General features: G+C 35.5%; 18 protein-coding genes. 13 read left to right on the top strand and 5 right to left on the bottom strand.

Annotation, left to right across the window (positions count from 1 at the left end):
- Nucleotides 1-91: 91 nt before the first annotated feature.
- A complete protein-coding gene (locus tag AVL50_RS23455) occupies nucleotides 92-802 on the top strand; it encodes an RNA methyltransferase (protein WP_082795978.1) in 711 nt (236 codons plus the stop codon).
- Between the two features lie 6 nt (nucleotides 803-808).
- The gene (gene fmt / locus AVL50_RS23450; protein WP_062619186.1) at nucleotides 809-1,732 is read left to right on the top strand and encodes a methionyl-tRNA formyltransferase; all 924 of its coding nucleotides are present in this window, start codon (nucleotides 809-811) and stop codon (nucleotides 1,730-1,732) included.
- A 76-nt stretch (nucleotides 1,733-1,808) separates the two neighbouring features.
- Here fmt and AVL50_RS23445 read toward each other — a convergent pair whose 3' ends face one another.
- Nucleotides 1,809-2,540 (bottom strand): SDR family oxidoreductase, encoded by a 732-nt coding sequence (locus AVL50_RS23445; RefSeq protein ID WP_062618996.1) that lies wholly within the window; start codon nucleotides 2,538-2,540, stop codon nucleotides 1,809-1,811.
- A gap of 119 nt (nucleotides 2,541-2,659) precedes the next feature.
- Here AVL50_RS23445 and AVL50_RS23440 point away from each other — a divergent pair, with 119 nt between their 5' ends.
- The 5 genes from AVL50_RS23440 to AVL50_RS23420 all read left to right on the top strand — a co-directional run bounded on the left by AVL50_RS23440 (nucleotide 2,660) and on the right by AVL50_RS23420 (nucleotide 6,921).
- Nucleotides 2,660-3,505 (top strand): LysR family transcriptional regulator, encoded by an 846-nt coding sequence (locus AVL50_RS23440; RefSeq protein WP_062618995.1) that lies wholly within the window; start codon nucleotides 2,660-2,662, stop codon nucleotides 3,503-3,505.
- A 19-nt stretch (nucleotides 3,506-3,524) separates the two neighbouring features.
- Nucleotides 3,525-4,091, top strand: coding sequence for a Crp/Fnr family transcriptional regulator (locus AVL50_RS23435; protein ID WP_062618993.1), 567 nt, complete (start codon nucleotides 3,525-3,527; stop codon nucleotides 4,089-4,091).
- An 86-nt stretch (nucleotides 4,092-4,177) separates the two neighbouring features.
- Nucleotides 4,178-4,654 carry a heme-binding protein gene (locus tag AVL50_RS23430; RefSeq protein WP_062619185.1) on the top strand — a complete coding sequence of 159 codons (477 nt, stop codon included), beginning with the start codon at nucleotides 4,178-4,180 and terminating at the stop codon, nucleotides 4,652-4,654.
- 25 nt (nucleotides 4,655-4,679) lie between these two features.
- Nucleotides 4,680-6,215 carry a Dabb family protein gene (locus tag AVL50_RS23425; RefSeq protein WP_062618991.1) on the top strand — a complete coding sequence of 512 codons (1,536 nt, stop codon included), beginning with the start codon at nucleotides 4,680-4,682 and terminating at the stop codon, nucleotides 6,213-6,215.
- The gene (locus tag AVL50_RS23420; protein ID WP_062618990.1) at nucleotides 6,199-6,921 is read left to right on the top strand and encodes a 3-ketoacyl-ACP reductase; all 723 of its coding nucleotides are present in this window, start codon (nucleotides 6,199-6,201) and stop codon (nucleotides 6,919-6,921) included. Before AVL50_RS23425 ends, AVL50_RS23420 begins: the two co-directional genes overlap by 17 nt.
- A 214-nt stretch (nucleotides 6,922-7,135) precedes the next feature.
- Here the strand turns inward: AVL50_RS23420 and AVL50_RS23415 are convergent, their stop codons facing one another.
- From AVL50_RS23415 to AVL50_RS23405, 3 genes are all read right to left on the bottom strand, one after another.
- Entirely contained in the window at nucleotides 7,136-8,092 is a 957-nt protein-coding gene (locus tag AVL50_RS23415) for a hypothetical protein (RefSeq protein WP_062618988.1), read from the bottom strand.
- A 304-nt stretch (nucleotides 8,093-8,396) separates the two neighbouring features.
- Nucleotides 8,397-8,966, bottom strand: a complete 570-nt coding sequence (locus tag AVL50_RS23410; protein ID WP_062618986.1) for a hypothetical protein — start codon at nucleotides 8,964-8,966, stop codon at nucleotides 8,397-8,399.
- A gap of 282 nt (nucleotides 8,967-9,248) precedes the next feature.
- Nucleotides 9,249-10,334: an Ldh family oxidoreductase gene (locus AVL50_RS23405; protein ID WP_062618984.1), complete on the bottom strand. Its 1,086-nt coding sequence runs from the start codon at nucleotides 10,332-10,334 to the stop codon at nucleotides 9,249-9,251.
- Between the two features lie 223 nt (nucleotides 10,335-10,557).
- Here AVL50_RS23405 and AVL50_RS23400 point away from each other — a divergent pair, with 223 nt between their 5' ends.
- Nucleotides 10,558-11,535: a glycosyltransferase gene (locus AVL50_RS23400; protein ID WP_172826907.1), complete on the top strand. Its 978-nt coding sequence runs from the start codon at nucleotides 10,558-10,560 to the stop codon at nucleotides 11,533-11,535.
- Between the two features lie 65 nt (nucleotides 11,536-11,600).
- Nucleotides 11,601-12,128, top strand: coding sequence for an HAD-IIIA family hydrolase (locus AVL50_RS23395; protein ID WP_062618981.1), 528 nt, complete (start codon nucleotides 11,601-11,603; stop codon nucleotides 12,126-12,128).
- A gap of 103 nt (nucleotides 12,129-12,231) precedes the next feature.
- Here the strand turns inward: AVL50_RS23395 and AVL50_RS23390 are convergent, their stop codons facing one another.
- On the bottom strand, nucleotides 12,232-12,717 hold the full coding sequence (locus AVL50_RS23390) for a GAF domain-containing protein (protein WP_062618979.1): 486 nt from the start codon (nucleotides 12,715-12,717) through the stop codon (nucleotides 12,232-12,234).
- Between the two features lie 231 nt (nucleotides 12,718-12,948).
- On the opposite strand from AVL50_RS23390, the gene AVL50_RS23385 reads away from it, so the two are divergent.
- From AVL50_RS23385 to AVL50_RS23370, 4 genes are all read left to right on the top strand, one after another.
- Entirely contained in the window at nucleotides 12,949-14,406 is a 1,458-nt protein-coding gene (locus tag AVL50_RS23385; RefSeq protein WP_062618977.1) for a hypothetical protein, read from the top strand.
- Nucleotides 14,390-15,664, top strand: a complete 1,275-nt coding sequence (locus AVL50_RS23380; protein WP_062618976.1) for a GDSL-type esterase/lipase family protein — start codon at nucleotides 14,390-14,392, stop codon at nucleotides 15,662-15,664. The genes AVL50_RS23385 and AVL50_RS23380 overlap by 17 nt, the downstream gene beginning before the upstream one ends.
- Nucleotides 15,665-16,101: 437 nt before the next feature.
- Nucleotides 16,102-17,352, top strand: coding sequence for an OmpP1/FadL family transporter (locus tag AVL50_RS23375; RefSeq protein ID WP_062618974.1), 1,251 nt, complete (start codon nucleotides 16,102-16,104; stop codon nucleotides 17,350-17,352).
- Nucleotides 17,353-17,380: 28 nt separating this feature from the next.
- A complete protein-coding gene (locus AVL50_RS23370) occupies nucleotides 17,381-19,138 on the top strand; it encodes a hypothetical protein (RefSeq protein ID WP_062618971.1) in 1,758 nt (585 codons plus the stop codon).
- Nucleotides 19,139-19,297: the final 159 nt, after the last annotated feature.

Below are 19,297 nucleotides of genomic sequence, written 5' to 3'. Positions count from 1 at the left end.
TTCATAGAAATAATACAAATTAAAGCTGTCCGTAAAGCTGTTTTTCACTTTACAGACAGCTTTCCTAGTTTTAGAAATAACATAGAGAGAAATGCCTTACGCAAATGACGATGATTTCAAGTTTTTTAAAACAGATGCTTTTAAAAAATACTCTGAAGAAGAAGGGTTAGTAGATTACTTGAAAACATTTATAACAGAAAAGAAATTAGAAGGAATAGAAAAGGTACTTTCTCAGAGAACAAATCATTTTACAGTATTGTTGGAGGAGGTTTTCAAACTTCAAAACGTAGGAGCGATCATCAGAACATGTGATTGTTTCGGTTTACAAAACCTTCATTTGATTGAATCTGATACAAAGTTTAAAGTCTCATTGAAAACCACAATGGGGTCAGCAAAATGGGTAGATGTCAATACTTATGATTCTACTAAGGGAGCCATTGAAACATTGCAATCTAAAGGGTATAAGTTAGTAGCCACAACACCTCATACGGATATGTCTATTGATGATTTACCAGTCGATGAACCTTTAGCCTTGATGTTTGGTAATGAAAAAGAAGGCATTTCAGAGGAAGCTTTTGAAATAGCTGACTACAAGGTGAAAATACCAATGTACGGCTTTGCTGAAAGCTTTAATATATCGGTCAGTGCGGCATTGAGCCTGCATACATTAAGCACAAAATTGAGAAAGTTGCCCGAGAGTGAGTGGAAATTATCAGAGGAAGAAAGAAAACTGATTGAAGCGGCTTGGGTATGTAAATCATTGGACCGTCACGAGACCATTGCTAAGACTTTTAAAAAATAAGATATGATGAATAAAGACTTGAGAATTGTTTTTATGGGAACACCGGATTTTGCGGTTCCTTCATTAAAGATTTTAGTAGAAAATAATTACAATGTGGTAGGTGTGATCACAGCACCTGACAAACCTGCTGGTAGAGGAAGAAAATTGCATATGTCTCCTGTAAAAGAATATGCATTGGAAGCTGGGTTGAATATTCTTCAACCTACCAATTTAAAGAACGAGGAGTTTCAAGCAGAATTAAAAGCTTTGAAAGTTGATCTTCAGATTGTTGTGGCGTTCAGAATGTTGCCTGAGTCTGTTTGGGATATGCCTCGAATTGGTACTTTTAACCTTCACGGTTCATTGCTTCCTGATTACAGAGGTGCAGCTCCAATTAACTGGGCCATCATCAATGGTGAGAAAGTAACAGGTGTAACAACTTTCTTCTTACAGCATGAAATTGACACAGGAGATGTTATTATGCGTGAGGAAGAGCCAATTCATGAAGAAGATACTGTAGGAGATGTGTATTTGAGATTGATGGAGAAAGGTGCTGGTACAGTATTGAAAACTGTGAAGCTGATTGAAGAAGGAAACTACAAGACAACACCTCAGCAGATTGTAGGGGAACCTAAACATGCACCAAAAATCTTTAAGGAGACTTGTAAAGTAGATTTTAATCAGCCTACGGAAAAAGTATATAATTTTATCAGAGGACTTTCACCGTATCCTGCTGCTTGGACTGAAATTGAAGGCAAAACATATAAGCTTTTCAAGGTGTCTAAAGTGATGGACAGTGAGGTAGAAGCCAATGAAAAAGGTTACGCCACTGATAATAAGAATTACTTCTATATTAAAACAGTAGATGGGTTCATCTCTGTTGAAGAATGGCAAATGCAAGGCAAGAAAAGAATGCCTGTTAAAGCTTTTCTACTTGGAACGAAGTTTTAATTCACAAAAAATCCCGATCAATAATTGGTCGGGATTTTTTTTTGGATACCTGCTGTACCCTAATTCAAATTTTGATCTATTGTTGCTGTTTTGTTGCAGCAAGTACAATTTCTCTCACATTGACACCTTGAGGTTGATTAAAAGCATACCATATAGCATTGGCAATATCTTCTGCCTTTAAAATGTTTCCCATTTCCTCTTTCCATGCCTCGTAACCATCTTTTATTTCTTGATTACTAGTATGTGAAAGCAGTTCCGTTTCTACAGCACCAGGTGCAATCGTAACCATTCTTACATTATCTGCAGCCGCTTCTTCTCTAGCATTTTCAGTTATGGCGTGTACACCGAATTTGGTACCACAGTAAGCAGCATGATTGCCGAAGGTTTTTCTACCTGCAATTGAACTGATGTTAATAATTGTGCCCCCTTTTCTTTCTCTCATTTGAGGCAAGACAATTTGCATTCCATTCAATACTCCCATAATGTTTACATCAAACATTTTTTTCCATTCCATTGGATCTTGGACAGCAATATCACCCAAAAGCATCATTCCAGCATTATTCACTATAGCTTCCGTTGGCCCGAATTGTTTTTCGGCATCATTTACAGCAGTTTTAAAAGCGTCGTAATCGGTCACATCCACTTTTTTAATGAGTGTATTAGGAAGGTTTAGCGCTTCCATTTTTTCCACTCTTCTGCCTAACAGTAAAAGAGGAAAACCATTGTCAGAAAAAAGTTGAGCAGTGGCAGCACCAATTCCAGAACTAGCACCTGTGATAACGATCAGACCTTTTTGTATTGATTCCATAATGAGAAGTATTAGATTTATTTATGATTAAATGTCTTTATTATTTGTTGATACAAAGGTGTTTATTATCAAATTAGCATCAAAATACTATTTTTGTATCGTTATCATAACTATTTATTATGGATGAAAGACTACTTCGATTTTTTGTGGCAGTGTACGAGGAAAAAAATATTTCTAGAGCGGCCGAGAAATGTTTTGTATCACAACCTAATATCTCTAATGGTATCAAGTCATTAGAAGAATTAATAGGAAAAGAACTTTTTATACGGCACAAAAAAGGGGTGACCATCAAAGAGGAAGGTCATCAATTGTACCCTATTGCAAAGAGAATATTAGGTGAGTTAAATGATATACCTGATTTGTTTAAACATAAAGACTTTAAGCAAAAAGTAGTGCTAGGCGTGGCTGACAGTCTGCCTCAATCTTTAAAAAAGAAATTTTACCTAGCCATAAATCAAAAAGTCAATAATATAGAATGGGATATTAGAGGTATAGGCAGAGATTGTGAATTGAACTTGCTGGTAAGAGAATGGAAGTTTGAAGATCATTTATTTTTGCCATTGTGGAAAGAGGATTATGTTTTGTGCATTCCAGATCAGCATCCTTTATGTGATAAAGAAGAAATAGAAATTACGGATCTAGAAGGCGAGCCTTTTATTCATTGTCCTCCATGTGAAGCACATCAGCAAAGTTTATCTATTTTGAATGATTTAGGAGGGAAATGGAAAACAATAGCCAATTGTGCAACAAAGAACGATGTGCTCACATTACTTATCGCAGGACTGGGAATCACCTTTTTACCTGAATCTTTTGTCAGAGAATGGAGCGGATTTCAGATTCGTAAATATAAAGGACCAATTTCGTACAGAGAAGTAGGATTATCTTACCCTAAAGACAGTTTAAGAAATCCTGCTGTAGCTGACATCATTAAACTATTCTCTTCAAATGAGCTTTTAATGGATTGACTTAAATAAATAGACAATAATGAATGAACTTTTAAAGCAGAATATAAGTAAGAATGCTACTTTCTCAGAAACTGAATTGGAAGAATTTTGTAAGCATTTTAAGTTGAAATATTTTAAGAAGAAAGAATACCTTTTAAAACAAGGGGATGTTTGTCGGTTTGAAGGCTTTGTGTTAAATGGATGTTTTCGGATTTTCACTTTTGATCAAAAAGGTAATGATAATACATTGTATTTTGCAGCAGAGGATTGGTGGCTTATGGATAATGATAGTTTTATGCATCAAAGTCCATCTCACCTGAACATACAAGCCTTGGAAGACAGTGAGGTATTGATGATCAATAGAACAGACAAATTGATGCTTTACGAAAAATTGCCTGTGGTAGAAAAGCTTTTTCGTGTTATGTCACAAAAAGCGTTGGTGGCTTGGCAACGCCGTTTGATCAGAAATCATTGTGAAACAGCAAAAGAGCGTTATCAAAATTTTGTTTCCACATATCCGGATATCTCTTCTAAAATAACAGATAAACAGATGGCTAGCTATTTAGGAATTACACACGAATTTTTGAGTAAGATCAAAAAGCGGTAATTTTTCCGGAGAGTTGAACTAGTTCAACTTTTTTTTGAAAACGGTTTATGAATTTTGCATTAGAATTTATAATCACGTTTTTTAAGATGTATAAAGTATTATTTTTTATAACTATCACTCTCTTCAGCTCAAACTTCATTTATGCCCAAAACGCATATGATATTACGGATGAAGAAGCTCTTCAAATTCTTTTAGCGGCCAAACAAAAAGCAGAAGAATCCAACGTATTGGTCAATATTGCAGTCACTGATGCCGGTGCTAATCTAAAAGCATTTATTCGGATGGATGATTCTTATTTGGGAAGTATTGATGTAGCCATCAAAAAAGCGAAAACCGCAAGATATTTTAATATTGATACCGGTGAATTGGGAGAGTTGACACAGCCAGGTGGTATCATTTACAACATAGAACATTCCAATGGTGGATTGATTACTTTTCCGGGAGGAATACCAATTAGAAATAAGGACAATATAATTATTGGAGCTATAGGTGTAAGTGGCGGCACAATAGAGCAGGATAGAACAATAGCAACTGCAGGTGCAATTACAATTTTACAACAATAAGCACTTTACTTGAAAAACTACACTCATGAAATTTATAATCAACTTTTTTTTCATTGCCTTTTTATTCCAAACTATATACGCACAGGAAGATAGTTTGAGGTTGGTAAGACAAGATTTTAAAAAGATCTCAGCAAAAAATACGGTAACAGTTACTTCTTATAAAAAGCAAGGGAAAGACTTTGTATATGTAGGAGGGTTTGGGAATATTGATGTCTATGAATTAGATAAGAATGGTCAACTGACTCCAGTAAGCAATCATGAATTGTACAAACAGCAAGGTCCAGCTAGAGGAATGGTGGCAGATCAAATTGGAGGTAATGATTATCTTTTTGTCGCCAACAAATATGGAAATGCTGTAGAGACTTTCAAGATATTAGAAAATGGTTCTATTGAAAGGGTAGCGATCACTGAAGATACAGAGGAGACACATATTGGGGTAGCCATTACATTACAGGTGATACATATGAAGAAATCTTCTTACCTGTTTGTGGGAGGTTTAGAGGAAACTCCAGGACTGAGTTGCTTTAAGATTAATAATGATGGAAAACTTATACATGTACAGTCGTTAAGAGATAATGATGTCATTCATACAGATGGAATTATTGGAATGTTTTCACATCAAATCAATGGCAAAACTTATTTGTACACAGGAGGTTTTCAGGATAATGGTATCAGCAGTTTTAGAGTTTATGAAAACGGAACTTTTAAAAACATCAATAACATTAGTGATAATGAAACAGACCGCTATTTAACGGGTACTTATCCGGTAACGGGAGTGCAAATGGGCGATGATTATTATGTGATTGCTGGGCATCGCCATCATAAATATTATAAGCGGAAAGGCTTTATAAAGAATACTGATTTTGTTTATCATGGAGATGGTGTTACAGTATTCAAAGTGGATAAAAAAGGAGCTTTGGTTCCTCATTATGTATTAAAAGATACGGAGAAGACTCGATTGAAGGGGCAGACTAGAATTGAGGTGGTCTCTTCAAATGCAGATGAGGCAATTCTAGCTATTGGCACTAGAGATGATGAAAGCATTCAGCTTTGTCAATTGAATAAAGAAGGCATTTTAAAACCTATCAACTATTTAGAAACAGGTTTTTCAATTTATTATGGTTTAAGAGCTCATGAAATGAACAATCAGCAATTTTTGATTGCCGGTTCTTTTCGATTTGACCTTGGAAAAGTGGTGACATACAAAATAGAGCCAAATATCAACAGGGAGAATGAGCAATTGAAACATATTGTAAGTATAAAATTTAAGGAAGAGGCTACACAGGAGAAAATTAATTTGGTGATTAAAACATTTGAAAGTTTAAAAACAGACATTCCAGCAATCGCACATCTTGAGTGGGGACTAAATGATAGTACTGAAGGTATGAGCAAAGGTTTTACACACTGTTTTACATTGGTTTTTAATGATGAATCAGCCAGAGAAATTTACCTTTTTCATAAGGCACATCTAGAGCTTGTGAAAATTGTAGGACCTCTTATAGAAGATATATTTGTTATTGATTATTGGATAGAAGGAAAAGAATATGAGCTTGAAAAATAAAAAGGCCATCATTACAGGTGGTGGCAGAGGATTAGGGAAAGCAACAGCTATTGCATTTGCTAAAGATGGAATTGACGTGGCAATTACCGGCCGAAATGAGGAAGTGTTAAAAGCAACAGTAAAGGAACTAGAGGCTTTTGGGGTGAAGGCAGTTTATGCAGCTTTTGATGTTTCAGTTTATGAGGAAGTGAAAACCAATATCAAAAAGTTGGTAGAAGAATTAGGCTCTGTGGATATTCTTGTGAATAATGCAGGGATAGCGGGTATTGGATCCTTCAATGAGATGCCGGTAGAAGAATGGTCGCAAATGATACAGGTCAATGTAATGGGATTGTACTATGTCACAAAAGAGGTGCTTCCATATTTAATTGAAAAAAATGAAGGTGATATTTTCAATGTGGCATCAACGGCAGGGTTAAATGGAAATGCCAATATATCGGCTTATTCAGCTTCTAAGTTTGCAGTGATTGGATTGTCGGAATCCTTAATGAAAGAAGTAAGGAAAAATAATATCAGAGTAATTACACTGACACCAAGTACTATTGAGACAGACATGACAAAAGACTTGGGCATGATAGGCAGTGACGATTCAGAGGAAAGAGTGCTGCAACCTGAAGACTTTGCAGAATTGATATCGTCTGCATTAAAACTCCCAAGGAGGGCAATGCTGAAGAGTGCGGCTTTATGGTCTACAAACCCAGCTTAATAGCATAATTACCAGAACATGTACTTGATTACTTTTTCTGGTAGTTATATTCAAAGTAGATTAAAGGAGTGTTTCTTAGGTTTTCCAATTCATCCATTTCTTTACCTTCAGATGATATAGCCAGCCAAGAACACTTCCTTTTTTATCTAAAAAGAAAAGTCCCCGAAAAAGGTCCAATAAGGCTTTTATCGGGGTGTTTGTTGTTCAGTTAGTATTATTTTAATAAACGGACAACCGGGTAAATCATAGCCGCTGTGCCGTTTGTAATAAATTTCCTAACATTTTGACGTGCTTCATCCACATCATCCATTTTCGGAAGTTCAACAGGTGACATTCTTAGGATCTTGTCTGACACATCAGAAAATACACTTGATGTAGCGTCTTTAGCACTATTTGCTGTTGAAGAAATAGTGTCTACAGGTTCTGATACTAGATCTTTTGATGTACTGAATACCTTTGAAGAAGCATCCTTGATGAAACGGTGTGATTCATCTACAATACTGTCAGCCTGAGTTGTAACACTGTCAATGGTTTCATTGGCTTTTTCATAAGCCATATCTTTGAACGTTTTACCGTTGCTGACCAATGAGGTAACCACTTCTTGAGAATTGACAAAAGTGCTTTCAACTAAATCTTTTGTAGAAGACAACACCTTGTTTGTCGTTTCCTCAATACTATCAATAGCGGCATCAGATAAACTTTTTGCTTCTGTAATTAGACGACCAGCAGCATCTTCAGTTTGATCAAAAATAGCAGTAGCTTTTTCATTAACAGTAGTTGCTGATGATTTAGAAAAAGTAGACGCATCTTTGATTACTTCGTGCGACTGCTGTACTGTTTTCTCTAACATCTCCTCTACTTTAGAATCCGCTTTTTCTGTTGCCTCAATTACTTTTTCTTGTCCAGTATTGATCGTTTCTTTTGCTTTTTCTTCTACAGATTCTTTTGCGTCTTCTACCATTTTAGTAGCAGTAGAAATACCTTCATTTACAGTTTCTGTAATTTTCTCTACAACATCAGAAGAAGCTTCTTGAGTAGTTTCATCTACTTTTTCTTCTGTTTTTGGAGGTGTTACATTTTCTGTCTCTTGCGTGTTCTTAGTCTCTTTATTAACTGTAGTCGAAGCTCTACTAGCAGTTGTTCTGCGGGGCTTTTTTCTTTGCTGTGCCATAGTATTTATGAGGTTATTATCTATAATTCTATTTGTTGAAGGTTTGCCTTCACAGAAAAAAATAACAGATCAGATGTCATTTTTTTCTCTGTAGAGTAAATATACGTATGAATGATTGTTTATTCACTATCATTTGTAAATTTTATAAGCTTAATGGGTTGAAAAAGAGACTTTTGATCGCTTAAAAGGTGTAATGATAAGGAGTATTGTTAAAATAAAAAAGTACTCCATCAAAATGAGTTTAAATCATTCTAGTGGAGTACTTTATTTATATTGAATTTCCAATACTGATTTAGCACTTGTTCTAGTTGCTTGAAACAATATTAGGATTTTCTTCTTCTTCAAATTTATTCAAGCTCTTTGTCTTACCAAAAAGCTCCTTTGACTTATTGTTATAAGCTTCCGCTGCACTTTCAGCAGATGGGAATAAGCCTAAGTCATATCTTTCACCTTTTGAGTAAAGTACCGCACGGTATGTTTTCTTACTCACTTTCACAACACCTCTGTAACCGGTCTTGTTATGATGATGTTTTTGATTTCTTCTTAATTCAGCCATAGTAGCCCAACCAAGGTTTTTCTCTCTACAATCCAATGGATTGCCATTCATAATTCTAACGAATAATCTTCTTTCCGACTCATGCTTAGGAACAAACTTCTCTGCTACTAACTTATGAAGGTAAATGGTTACATTTTTATAACCTCCATTAGGTTTTGGAAAGTTTTTTTGGAAGAAAACATATCCGCTGGCGTGCAAACGTAGGTTTTCCAAAAGATTTAATTGCTTGTAGTACTCGTTGTTTTCAATGAACTCATAAGCTGCACTTGATAAAAGCACATGCTCATCAGCATTCTTAAGCTTAATTTTGTAAAGCATTTTCTTAATTGGTTTTAGATAGTAATAAAATCATAGACAGTACATTTCGGCAAGTTCATCACTTGCATCAATACACTACCTTATTTTGCTAAGTGTTTTGTTTTTAAATTTTAATCTAGAATGAAGTTTAGTGCCATGGCAAAAGTTTATAATTACGTTTGTCATAGTACTTTAGCAAGTTGTAAATGTCTTAGTATTTAATGGTTTTGTTTTTAGTAATTCTGGAATTAATACTCCATCAAAATGAGTTGAAAGTGATTTTGATGGAGTATAAAATCCAATTTAAATTGATAGACTAAATTTACTACCAACTTCTTCTAAGTCTTTTATAACAGGAGACAACAAAGGAATACCCTCCGTTAATCTTTCATGTTCAATTTCTCTTTCTGGATCGCCTGGAATCAATACTCTTTCCTGACCTTCAACAGCTTCCGCATTTTTGAAACGTCTGATCCAGTTGTCCATATGTGATTTAAACTCTTCTTTAGGTCTAAATCCATCTACTCTCATAGCACCGAAGAAGTGTCCTAATCCTTCTCCTACCGGATCTTCAGGTAACGGCAAGAAGCTAACAAAAGGAGGAGCCCACGGTCCATATCCAGCACCTGATAGTACAGATGATAAAATATCTACCATACTTCCTAAACAATATCCTTTGTGACTGCTTCTGATTCTATCACCTCCTAAAGGTAATAGTGCACCACCATTTTTCAATTCGGCTGCATTTGTAGAAGATAACCCTTCTTTGTCTTGAATCCACCCCACTGGAGCATCTTCTTGTTTTCTTTGAAGGATTTCAAGTTTGCCATTAGCTGCCGTTGTTGTGGCAAAGTCTGCAACATAAGGAGGTTCCTCACCAGCAGGAATGGCCATGGCAATCGGGTTGGTACCCAATAATCTTTCTTTAGAGAAAGTAGGTGCAACCAATGGACTTGCGTTGGTCATGGATAAACCAATCATATCATGCTCTAGGGCCATCATTGCATGATAACCAGCAATGCCGTAATGGTTTGAGTTTTTAACAGAAACCCATCCAGTACCAACATTTTCGGCTTTATCAATCGCAATCTGCATAGCTTGAGGTGCTACAACCAAACCTAATCCAGCATCACCATCTACAGTAGCTGTACTTGGTGTTTCATGGATTATTTTAATATTGGGTGTAGGATTGATTCTTCCAGCTTCCCACAGTCTTACATATCCAATCAAACGAGCAACCCCATGTGAATCTACACCTCTTAAATCAGCTGATAATAAAACATTCGCGGCTAAATCTGCATCTTTCTCAGGACAGCCCATTGCCAAGAAAACGTTTTTACTGAAAGTTAGAAGAGTTTTATAGGGAACTAAATTTATTGCCGTTGTCATGTATAAGTCTTTTTATAAGTAGAACTATCAGTCTAGTTTTATTAAGTACAAACGTAAAGTCAATTTTTCAATACCTTGTAATTTGAAAACAGTGATTTTCTACTCTTGGTATTATTTTAATTACATACAAATTTACCAACTTTACATAAACCTACAAACAGGTCAAAATGCTGTGAGGTTTAAATTTTAACATGTTTAGTAAATTGATTTTGATAAAATGAAGGTGAGTGTACTTGTTGCGGCTAGAAATGAGGAAGTTACGATAAAATCTTGCCTTGAAAGTTTAATTTCGCAAAATGTTAATAACAATGTATGTGTTGATATTTTAATAGGTAACGATGCTTCTGAAGATAATACAGCCGAAATTCTTCTTGAATTTGTACGTAAATCTGACCAGATTAGAGTATTTAACATTCCTCAAAACCGGCCTTTGAAAGGGAAAGTGAATGTGCTGGATTACTTGAGTTCGTATACTGATGCAGAGTACATTCTATTTGCAGATGCCGATGTAATTTACCCTTCTTCGTGGGTGCAAAATATGCTTAATTCCTTATTATCAAAGGATATTGTGACGGGTGTGACTATTGTTGAGCAAGGGGAATTGTGGTCAGATTATCAAAGATTGGACTGGATTTTTGCCTTAAAGATGATTCGAATTTTATCAAAACTGGGTATACCTGTAACGGCTATGGGGAACAATATGGGAATCCGAAAGGTGATGTTTGATAAAGTGGGAGGAATGAAGGGAATCCCTTTTTCAGTAGCTGAAGATTTTGCATTATTCAGAGAAGTAATTAAAGCAGAAGGACATTTTGAACAGTTGTTCTCAAAAGAAGTATTGGCAGTAACTCAACCTATTAACTCTTTAAATGAATGGTTGCATCAGCGATGGAGGTGGATGCAGGGAGCTAAAAAGGTTCAAGTGTCACTAAAAATACTGAACTACCTTAATATCATTTTTTATCCTTTATTAATACTTTTAGGTGCGTTTTTTAACGAATTATTATGGTTGCTTCCTGTCGTTTATGTTGTTAAGTCAGCAACAATAATCACAATTCAGAAAAAATTAGCATTAAAAATAAGATGGAAAGCGAGTTTGCTCTTCGAATTTATGTACCTATTTACCTACAATGTCTTGCTCATTTACAGTGTTACCAAACCCAAGGTGTACTGGAAAGGAAGGGTTTATAAATCTGAATAGATGAAGGATTATAACTGTATTCTTTTAACTTTGCGGAAATTATTTCATTTCTATACTTAATTAAGATGAAAAAGAATAAGTGCGTATTCTTGGATAGAGACGGGGTTTTGAATAAAGACTATGTGGACTATGCTTATACTTTAGAAAAGTTTGAAGTGCTTCCAGGAGTTGCAGAAGCTTTGCAAAAATTAAAAGATGCAGGTTTTAAGTTAGTCATTCTAACCAACCAATCAGGCATTGTAAAAGGAATCTACAAGAAAGAAGATGTATATATCTGTCATGATGATTTACAGAAAGAATGTAACAATGCCATTGATGATATGTTTTACGCTCCTTTACATGAGAATTGGACCAATTCATTAAGCCGTAAGCCAGGTACTTTGATGTTTGAAAGAGCCATCTACAAGTACGATGCGGATATGGAAAACACTTGGATGATTGGGGACAAAGAGAGGGATTTAATTCCTGCTGAAAAAGTGGGTATCAAATATAGAATTCAAGTTGACAATCCTTTAGTAGAAAATTCAGTTGCAACACATTATGCAAAGAATTTATTAGAGGCAGTTGACAAGATCATTTTAGCTGATCAATAAAAAAATAAGGGCGTCTATTCAACGCCCTTATTTTTTGTTTCAATTTTAAATACGAAGACAAAATTATATAACACTAATTCTTCATGACTTTTTGGCTTAGTGCTTAGCTCCATTTAGAAGCCAAGTAATTACATAACTCTTCAATATATTTTTGATCTGTCGTATCAAAAGTGCTCAGTTGATCACTATCAATATCTAAAACTGCAACTACTTCACCATTTACTATTACAGGAGCAACAATCTCAGACTTAGAAGCCGAACTGCAGGCAATATGGCCAGGGAAAGCCTCTACATCTTCCACGACATAAGTTTTTGCTTCAGCCCAAGTCGTTCCACAAACACCTTTCCCTTTTTTGATTCTTGTACAGGCTATTGGACCTTGGAATGGACCTAATACCAATTCATCATTTTTTACCAAATAAAATCCAATCCACAAGTGGTGAAAAGCTTCCTTTAGAACAGCACAAGTATTGGATAAATTCGCAATCAAGTCTGTTTCAATAGAAGTCAATCCTTTTATTTGAGGAAGAATGCTTTCATATATTTCTACTTTACTACCATTATCTGGTAAGAATAATTCTTCTGCCATGTTTTATGTATTTATTGAGGTTAGTATATTTTTCTTTGGAAGAGAAAATCAAAACTCAAAATTAAAGGATTGAAGATAGATAAAAAACTTTCAGTGAATTATGAGGAACAGCTTATGGTTCATTTATATTTTTTATAAATTTATACTTGAATTTTTTGTAGGAAAAATACTTTTTTAATGTAGGCGAATGAAAGCCACTCCTTCAACTTTTAATAACCTTAGAGAGAAAGAATGAAAATTACTCCTTTAAAGATAATTCAGATATTAGTATACGTAGCCTTAATGCTTGGTTTGGTACTGATGATGTCTCCTGAAGAAATTAATGTTTTCGGGACAACAATTCGTATTCCATCGACTGAAGATGTTTTGCCAGAAAGCATGATTGCCAATGAAACAGAAGAAGTGGTAGAAGTAGAAGAATACGAAGAGGATGATTCTATGACAGTAGATATGGAAAGTATTTCAGAAGAGTCGTCATGGACGCCAGTGGAAGAAAAACCATTGAAAGTAAGAACGCCCAAAGGAGCAGTGGCAATAGAATATCCTGAAAGTAATCCCAATTGTTTGGATCATTTCTTTAAAGGTTTGACTTCAATTTCTGAACAAGGAAAGTTGATCAGAATTTTACATTATGGAGATTCTCAATTGGAAGGTGATAGAATGACGGAACAGCTTCGAAGAAATTTACAAGAGCAGTTTGGTGGATGCGGAGTAGGATTAGTGCCTATTATGGAGCAGAAAAATAGGAGAACAACCTTAGCTCAATCTTTCAGTAATAACTGGGAGCAGTTTTTATGTTTTGGTCCAAAAAAATATAGAGGAAAGCACAATGACTATGGTTTTTTCGGAAAGTATTATTCCTATGAAGGCACTGAAGCAACAATTGCTTTTGAACCAGCTCCTTATTCAAAAAATTCGCATAAGCAATTTGAACTGTTTAATGTGTATATGAGAAATACAGTGGCTGATGTGAAATTGGGGTACAGTATGAATGGAGTAGAAGGGAACCCAATTGAAGTGGAAGCAGACTCAGAGAGTAAAAAAGTAAAACTCCCTGTTTCAGGTGCACTTGGAGATCTAGAAATCTCATTTGAAGCAGATGCATCTCCAGAAGTTTATGGTGTGAGCTTTGATTGTAATACCGGTATTGCAGTTGATAATATCCCAATGAGAGGTTCATCAGGGACAGATTTTACTAAAGTGAGTAGAAAACACTTCAAGACCTTACTTTCTACTGTCAATACGGAACTTTTAATCTTGCAATTTGGTGTCAATGTTGTGCCTCAAGAAGCAAAGAACTATAAATTTTACGAGCGTCTATTGGTGAAACAATTGAATTATTTCAAAGAGGTGGCACCAGAGATGAGTATTCTTGTAGTCGGAGTTTCTGATATGGCCAGAAAAGAAGGCTCGAAAATTGAATCTTATCCTAATATAGATGCCATTAGAGCTGCGGAAAGAAGAGCAGCAAAGCAGGCAGGAGTAGCTTATTGGGATTTATATTTGGCAATGGGAGGAAAGAATTCCATTGTTAAATGGGCAGATAAGAAGCCAGCTTGGGCAGGGAAAGATTATACACACTTTACTAGAAAAGGAGCAAATTACATCGGTGATATGCTTTATAATGAGTTGGTAAGAGAATACCAACGCTATAAAAACAGAAATAACGCTAATGAAGCCACAAAATAATAATAGAGTTTGGAAAAGGTATGTATCCAATAGTGTAAAAGCTTTTTTTACAATACTATTTTTGTGTGGTCATTCTGCTCCAACTTCTATATCCTCTACAAAGAAACCTTTTGAAGTTTATGATTTTATTAGAATGGATTTGAACTCCATTCAAGTCTTTAACGATTCATCTTTATTAGATTCTTTTTTTGATAAGCTTTCGGATTTGGAAGCCGGAGATCAAAAGCAACTTGAGGTCTTGCATATTGGAGATTCGCACATTCAAGCTGATTTTTTCTCGGGGTGGGTAAGAGAAAAATTTTATGAAGATCCTCGATTCCCAATGCAGAGCAGAGGTTTTTTCTTTCCTTATAAAGCTGCCAAAACGAATAATCCTTATAATTTTTCTGTTTCTAAAATAGGAACTTGGGAGGGAAAACGTGCTTCAATTAGCTACCATAAGAGTAATTGGGGATTAGCGGCTATTTCGGCAAGAACCACTGAATCATTTGCAGCACTTACTGTTAATGTAGGAATCGATTCATTACACCCTTATAAAGGGAATATAATTGAAGTCTATTATCCCACAGATGATGCATCACAGTTTACACCAAAAGTGATGCCTTTGGAGCCTGCTCAATTAATAAGTATGGAAGTAGGAAATGGGAAAGTGTCATTCCTTTTTGATAAACCGATTTCTAAATTCAGGTTCTCATTCAAAAAAGAAAATTCATCACAAAGCCAGTTTATATTAAGAGGTTTTGGAGTTTATGATAAACTCAATAAAGGACTATCTTATAGTTCATCAGGCGTTAATGGAGCTAAAGTCACTTCTTATTTAAGGTGTAAAGCTATTCAGGAAGATATTTTATCGATTCATCCTGATTTATTAATCATTTCTTTAGGTACTAACGATGCTTTTCACTCTCCATTTAATAAAAACCTTTTTATAGAAAGATATACAAAGCTGATTCAAGACATCAGAAAAGTCATTCCAGACCTGCCCATAATATTGACTACACCGGGAGATAATTTTAGGAAATCGAAATATTTGAATAGAGATAATGCCATTGCCACGAAAGCAATGTATGAAATAGCTCAGGCTAATAATGTAGCAATTTGGGACTTCTACCATGTTATGGGAGGATTATCTTCAATCGAGCAATGGAGTGCGCTTTCTATGACTTCAAAGGACAGAGTCCATCTGAGTAGAATTGGCTACCAATATCAAGGAGAATTATTTTATAGAGCATTAATGAAATATTATAATACATATTAATTTGATTCGTATATATAAATTGGTTATATAAATAATGAATAATCATTCATTTATATAATACCCAAATAGTTCAATTATTAAATTCTTTATCTTCTTTCTTTTTTTATTACAAAATTAACTATTGGTTAATTCTTTTGCTGTACCTGTTTAACGAGTGTTATGTGTTATGAATGAATATTCATTTGGGGTTAAATGTAATAATTACAAATATTATATTGTATTTTTTTTATAATAAATGTAAATATATCTATTAAAAGAGCTTTAAGTGTGAAATATACGTGGGAATTTTTATGAATTGTTTGCACTTTGCGGACAGTAAACCTATAATTGTTTAGAAAAATTTGTTATGCATACATAACATTTATTCATCTGATTGTAATATTAAAGACAACACTTAGTCTGGAAATTATCAATTTTTACAAAATCTATTTTACTTAATGAAACTTAGAAATCTACTGTTATCATTGGCAGCAGTATGCATCGCTCAAGCATCTTTTGCTAATGGCTTCCAGGTGCTTCTTCAAGGAACAAAGCAAACTGGACGTGGTAATGTTGGCGTGGGTTACGGCCCAGACGCATCAAGCTTATTTTTTAATCCAGGAGCTCTTTCCTTTTTAGAAAGTACACAAATCCAAGTAGGATTTAGTCCAGTAATGTCACACATTTCATATCGTGGCCTTGAAGGAACACAGAAATATGAATCCAATTCACCAATGGGTACACCTTTTCACGCATACGGTGTATATAGACCTTCAGCAGAGTCTCCATGGGCGTTTGGCTTAGGTGTTTTCACTCCTTTTGGGTCAACAGTAACCTATGATCATGATTGGACAGGTAGATATTCTCTACAAGAAATTTCATTACAGTCAATTTATATCCAGCCAACTGTATCTTACAGAATTGGAGAAAAAGTATCAGTTGGTGCAGGTTTGGATATTGTATCGGGTAGTGTTGTCTTCCAAAAATCAAACACAGCTCCAGGTGGCGATATCAATTCAAAGATTGAAGGTAACACTTTGCAATATGCATTCAACGTAGGTGTTTTTGCTCAGTTGAACGATCAGTTGTCACTTGGTGTAAATTACCGTTCAGGTGTAGATATGAAAGTAGAAGGTGGTGATGCCACTTTTAATGTACCGAACGCATACATTGCAGGTGTTCTTGGAATGGTTGAAGGTGTAAACACAGATAAATTTGATGCTACATTGCCGTTGCCTCAGACTATTGCAGTGGGTGTAGGATACAAAGTAACAGACAAATTGGCACTAGCATTAGACTTCAACTATGTAGGTTGGAGTGTGTATGAATCACTTGAAGTGGAATTTGAAGAATTTTCTAGCAACAATATCAGCTTTGCAAGAAACTGGAAAGATTCATACATCATTAATTTTGGAGCAGAATACCAAGCATTGGACAATTTAGTAGTTAGAGCAGGTGCTTATTATGATACAACTCCAGTGAGAGACGGTTATATGACACCTGAATCTCCAGACGCCAACACTATTGGTTTAACAATTGGAGCAAGTTATAATATTGGTGAGCACTTCGCTATTGATGCCGCTTTCCTTTACAATACAAAAGAGCAAAGAGAGAACGTAATTCCTGATGGTGTGAATACAGGTGCATTGAATGGTGTTTACAAAGCATCAGCCATGATCCCTAGTATTGCATTGAACTACAAATTCTAATTACTAATCCAATCAATTTTTTAGAAACATGACATTGAAAAGATATAGATCATTAATTACTGCAGGGGTTTTTGCTTTGCTCATGGCTTGTAAGCCAGAAGTAGAAGACTTTACTCCTTCGGGTGGTTCTTCTAATGGAACCCCAATTGATTATACAACTTATGTAGCACTTGGCAACTCATTGACGGCGGGTGTTTCAGATGGAGCTTGGCTTGCATCTTCTCAAGTGAATTCTTATCCTCAGCTGATCGCGAATAGCTTACAGCAGGCAGGATTAGGAGCTAAAGATTTTGCTCAGCCTTTAATCACTCATTCTGGTAACGAATATTTTGGACAGCCACTTATTCTTACAAATGCGGGACCTTGTTTTACATGTACAGAAGCGGTTGTACCTACTTCTAATATTTATGCTGATCATGGTGGTTTCCATAATATGGCGGTTTCAGGAATGAAAGCAATTGAGGTAAACAACCCAGCTTTGGCATTAGGTTTATATGGCTACTTTGCCAGCCAGCCAGGTGCTTCAACTGTTTTAACTGATGCATTGGCATTAGATCCAACTTTTTATACAATGTGGTTGGGAGCCAATGATGTGCTTGGATATGCTCAGTCTGGAGGTTCATTAGGTAGTGAAGCAATTACTCCTCAAGAGGATTATGAAGCAGCAATATCATCTGTATTGGATGCTATGGATGACAAAGGAGCGAAGGGTGCTCTTTTAAATATTCCAGATATCACAGAAGCGGCTTTATTTAATTTTATTCCATCTGATTTAGAAGGCGTTTTACAATTAGCAGGTCAAGAATTATCAGAGCCTGTTTTAGGCCTTGTGAATGGTTTTATGGATAATGCCATTGGAGGTGTGAAAAACCCTACAATTACAGATTTGGTAACACCAAGCATTGATATTGGAAATGGAACAATGATCAATGTAGTAGCAGGTGTTGTAGCACAGATTCAAGGTAGTGTAGGAGATCCTACATATATACCAAAGGCAGTAGAGATTGCAACTGCAATTGTTTATGCTGGTGCTTATGCTGAAGCTATTGAAGGAGGAGCAAGCGAAGAAATGGCTCAAGCGATAGCTAATGCCTATGTTGCTAGTGCTGAAGGACAAGCAGCTATCAGCCTTTTAGTTGGTATTGGAATCGATGCATCATGGGCAAGTGCATCTGTAGAAGAAGCTATTAGTTCTTCAGATGAATATATGAAAGCCAATGGAAGTTATCCTGTATTTACAATGGAGTCGAATCAAATGCCGGTATATGACGCAACATCTCCAACGCAAATGAGACAAACTACAGTAGGTACTAAATTTACGCTTTTAGCTCAAGGTAAAGTGTCTGCTCTAGTCAATGTGATTACTGGTGGAGGAAGTCTTCCAGATGATTTGCAGGAGGTATTACCTGTTCCAACTGCAGGTGAAGCATTATTGGCTGATGATGTGAAAAAGGTTCAAGAAGCTGTTGAAGGGTATAATGCTTTCTTAAAGGAGCAAGCAGATGCTAGAGATTTAGCTTATGTAGATACTAAATCAATTATGAGTGAAGCGGCACAAACTGGGATTATTATTGATGGAGTAACATATACTACAGCTTATTTAAGTGGTAACTTGTTCTCTTTAGATGGTGCTCATTTAACTCAAAGAGGATATGCTGTGATTGGTAATCTTACAATTCAAGCAATTAATGCAAAATACAACGCAAAGATTCCTCAAATTCAGCAAAATGACTTCCCTGTAGTAGAAACTACTCCTACTACACCAGCACCTGCGGGATCGAACTAGAATAAAAAACTCAATTATAGGTAAGTCACCTTTCTTTTTCTTAAGAGAGGTGGCTTTTTTTGTCTAGTATTTTTGTAAGTTTACTTTCTGAAAGTTGTGCGAATCATTAAAATAAGTACATAGTCAGTGCAGAGTGAAGCAATTTTGTCTTAGTACTTA

This window comes from Flammeovirga sp. SJP92 (genome assembly GCF_001583495.1).
Lineage (GTDB): Bacteria > Bacteroidota > Bacteroidia > Cytophagales > Flammeovirgaceae > Flammeovirga.
Note: the sequence above shows the minus strand (reverse complement) of the source record. Positions and strands in the feature narration are given on the sequence as shown.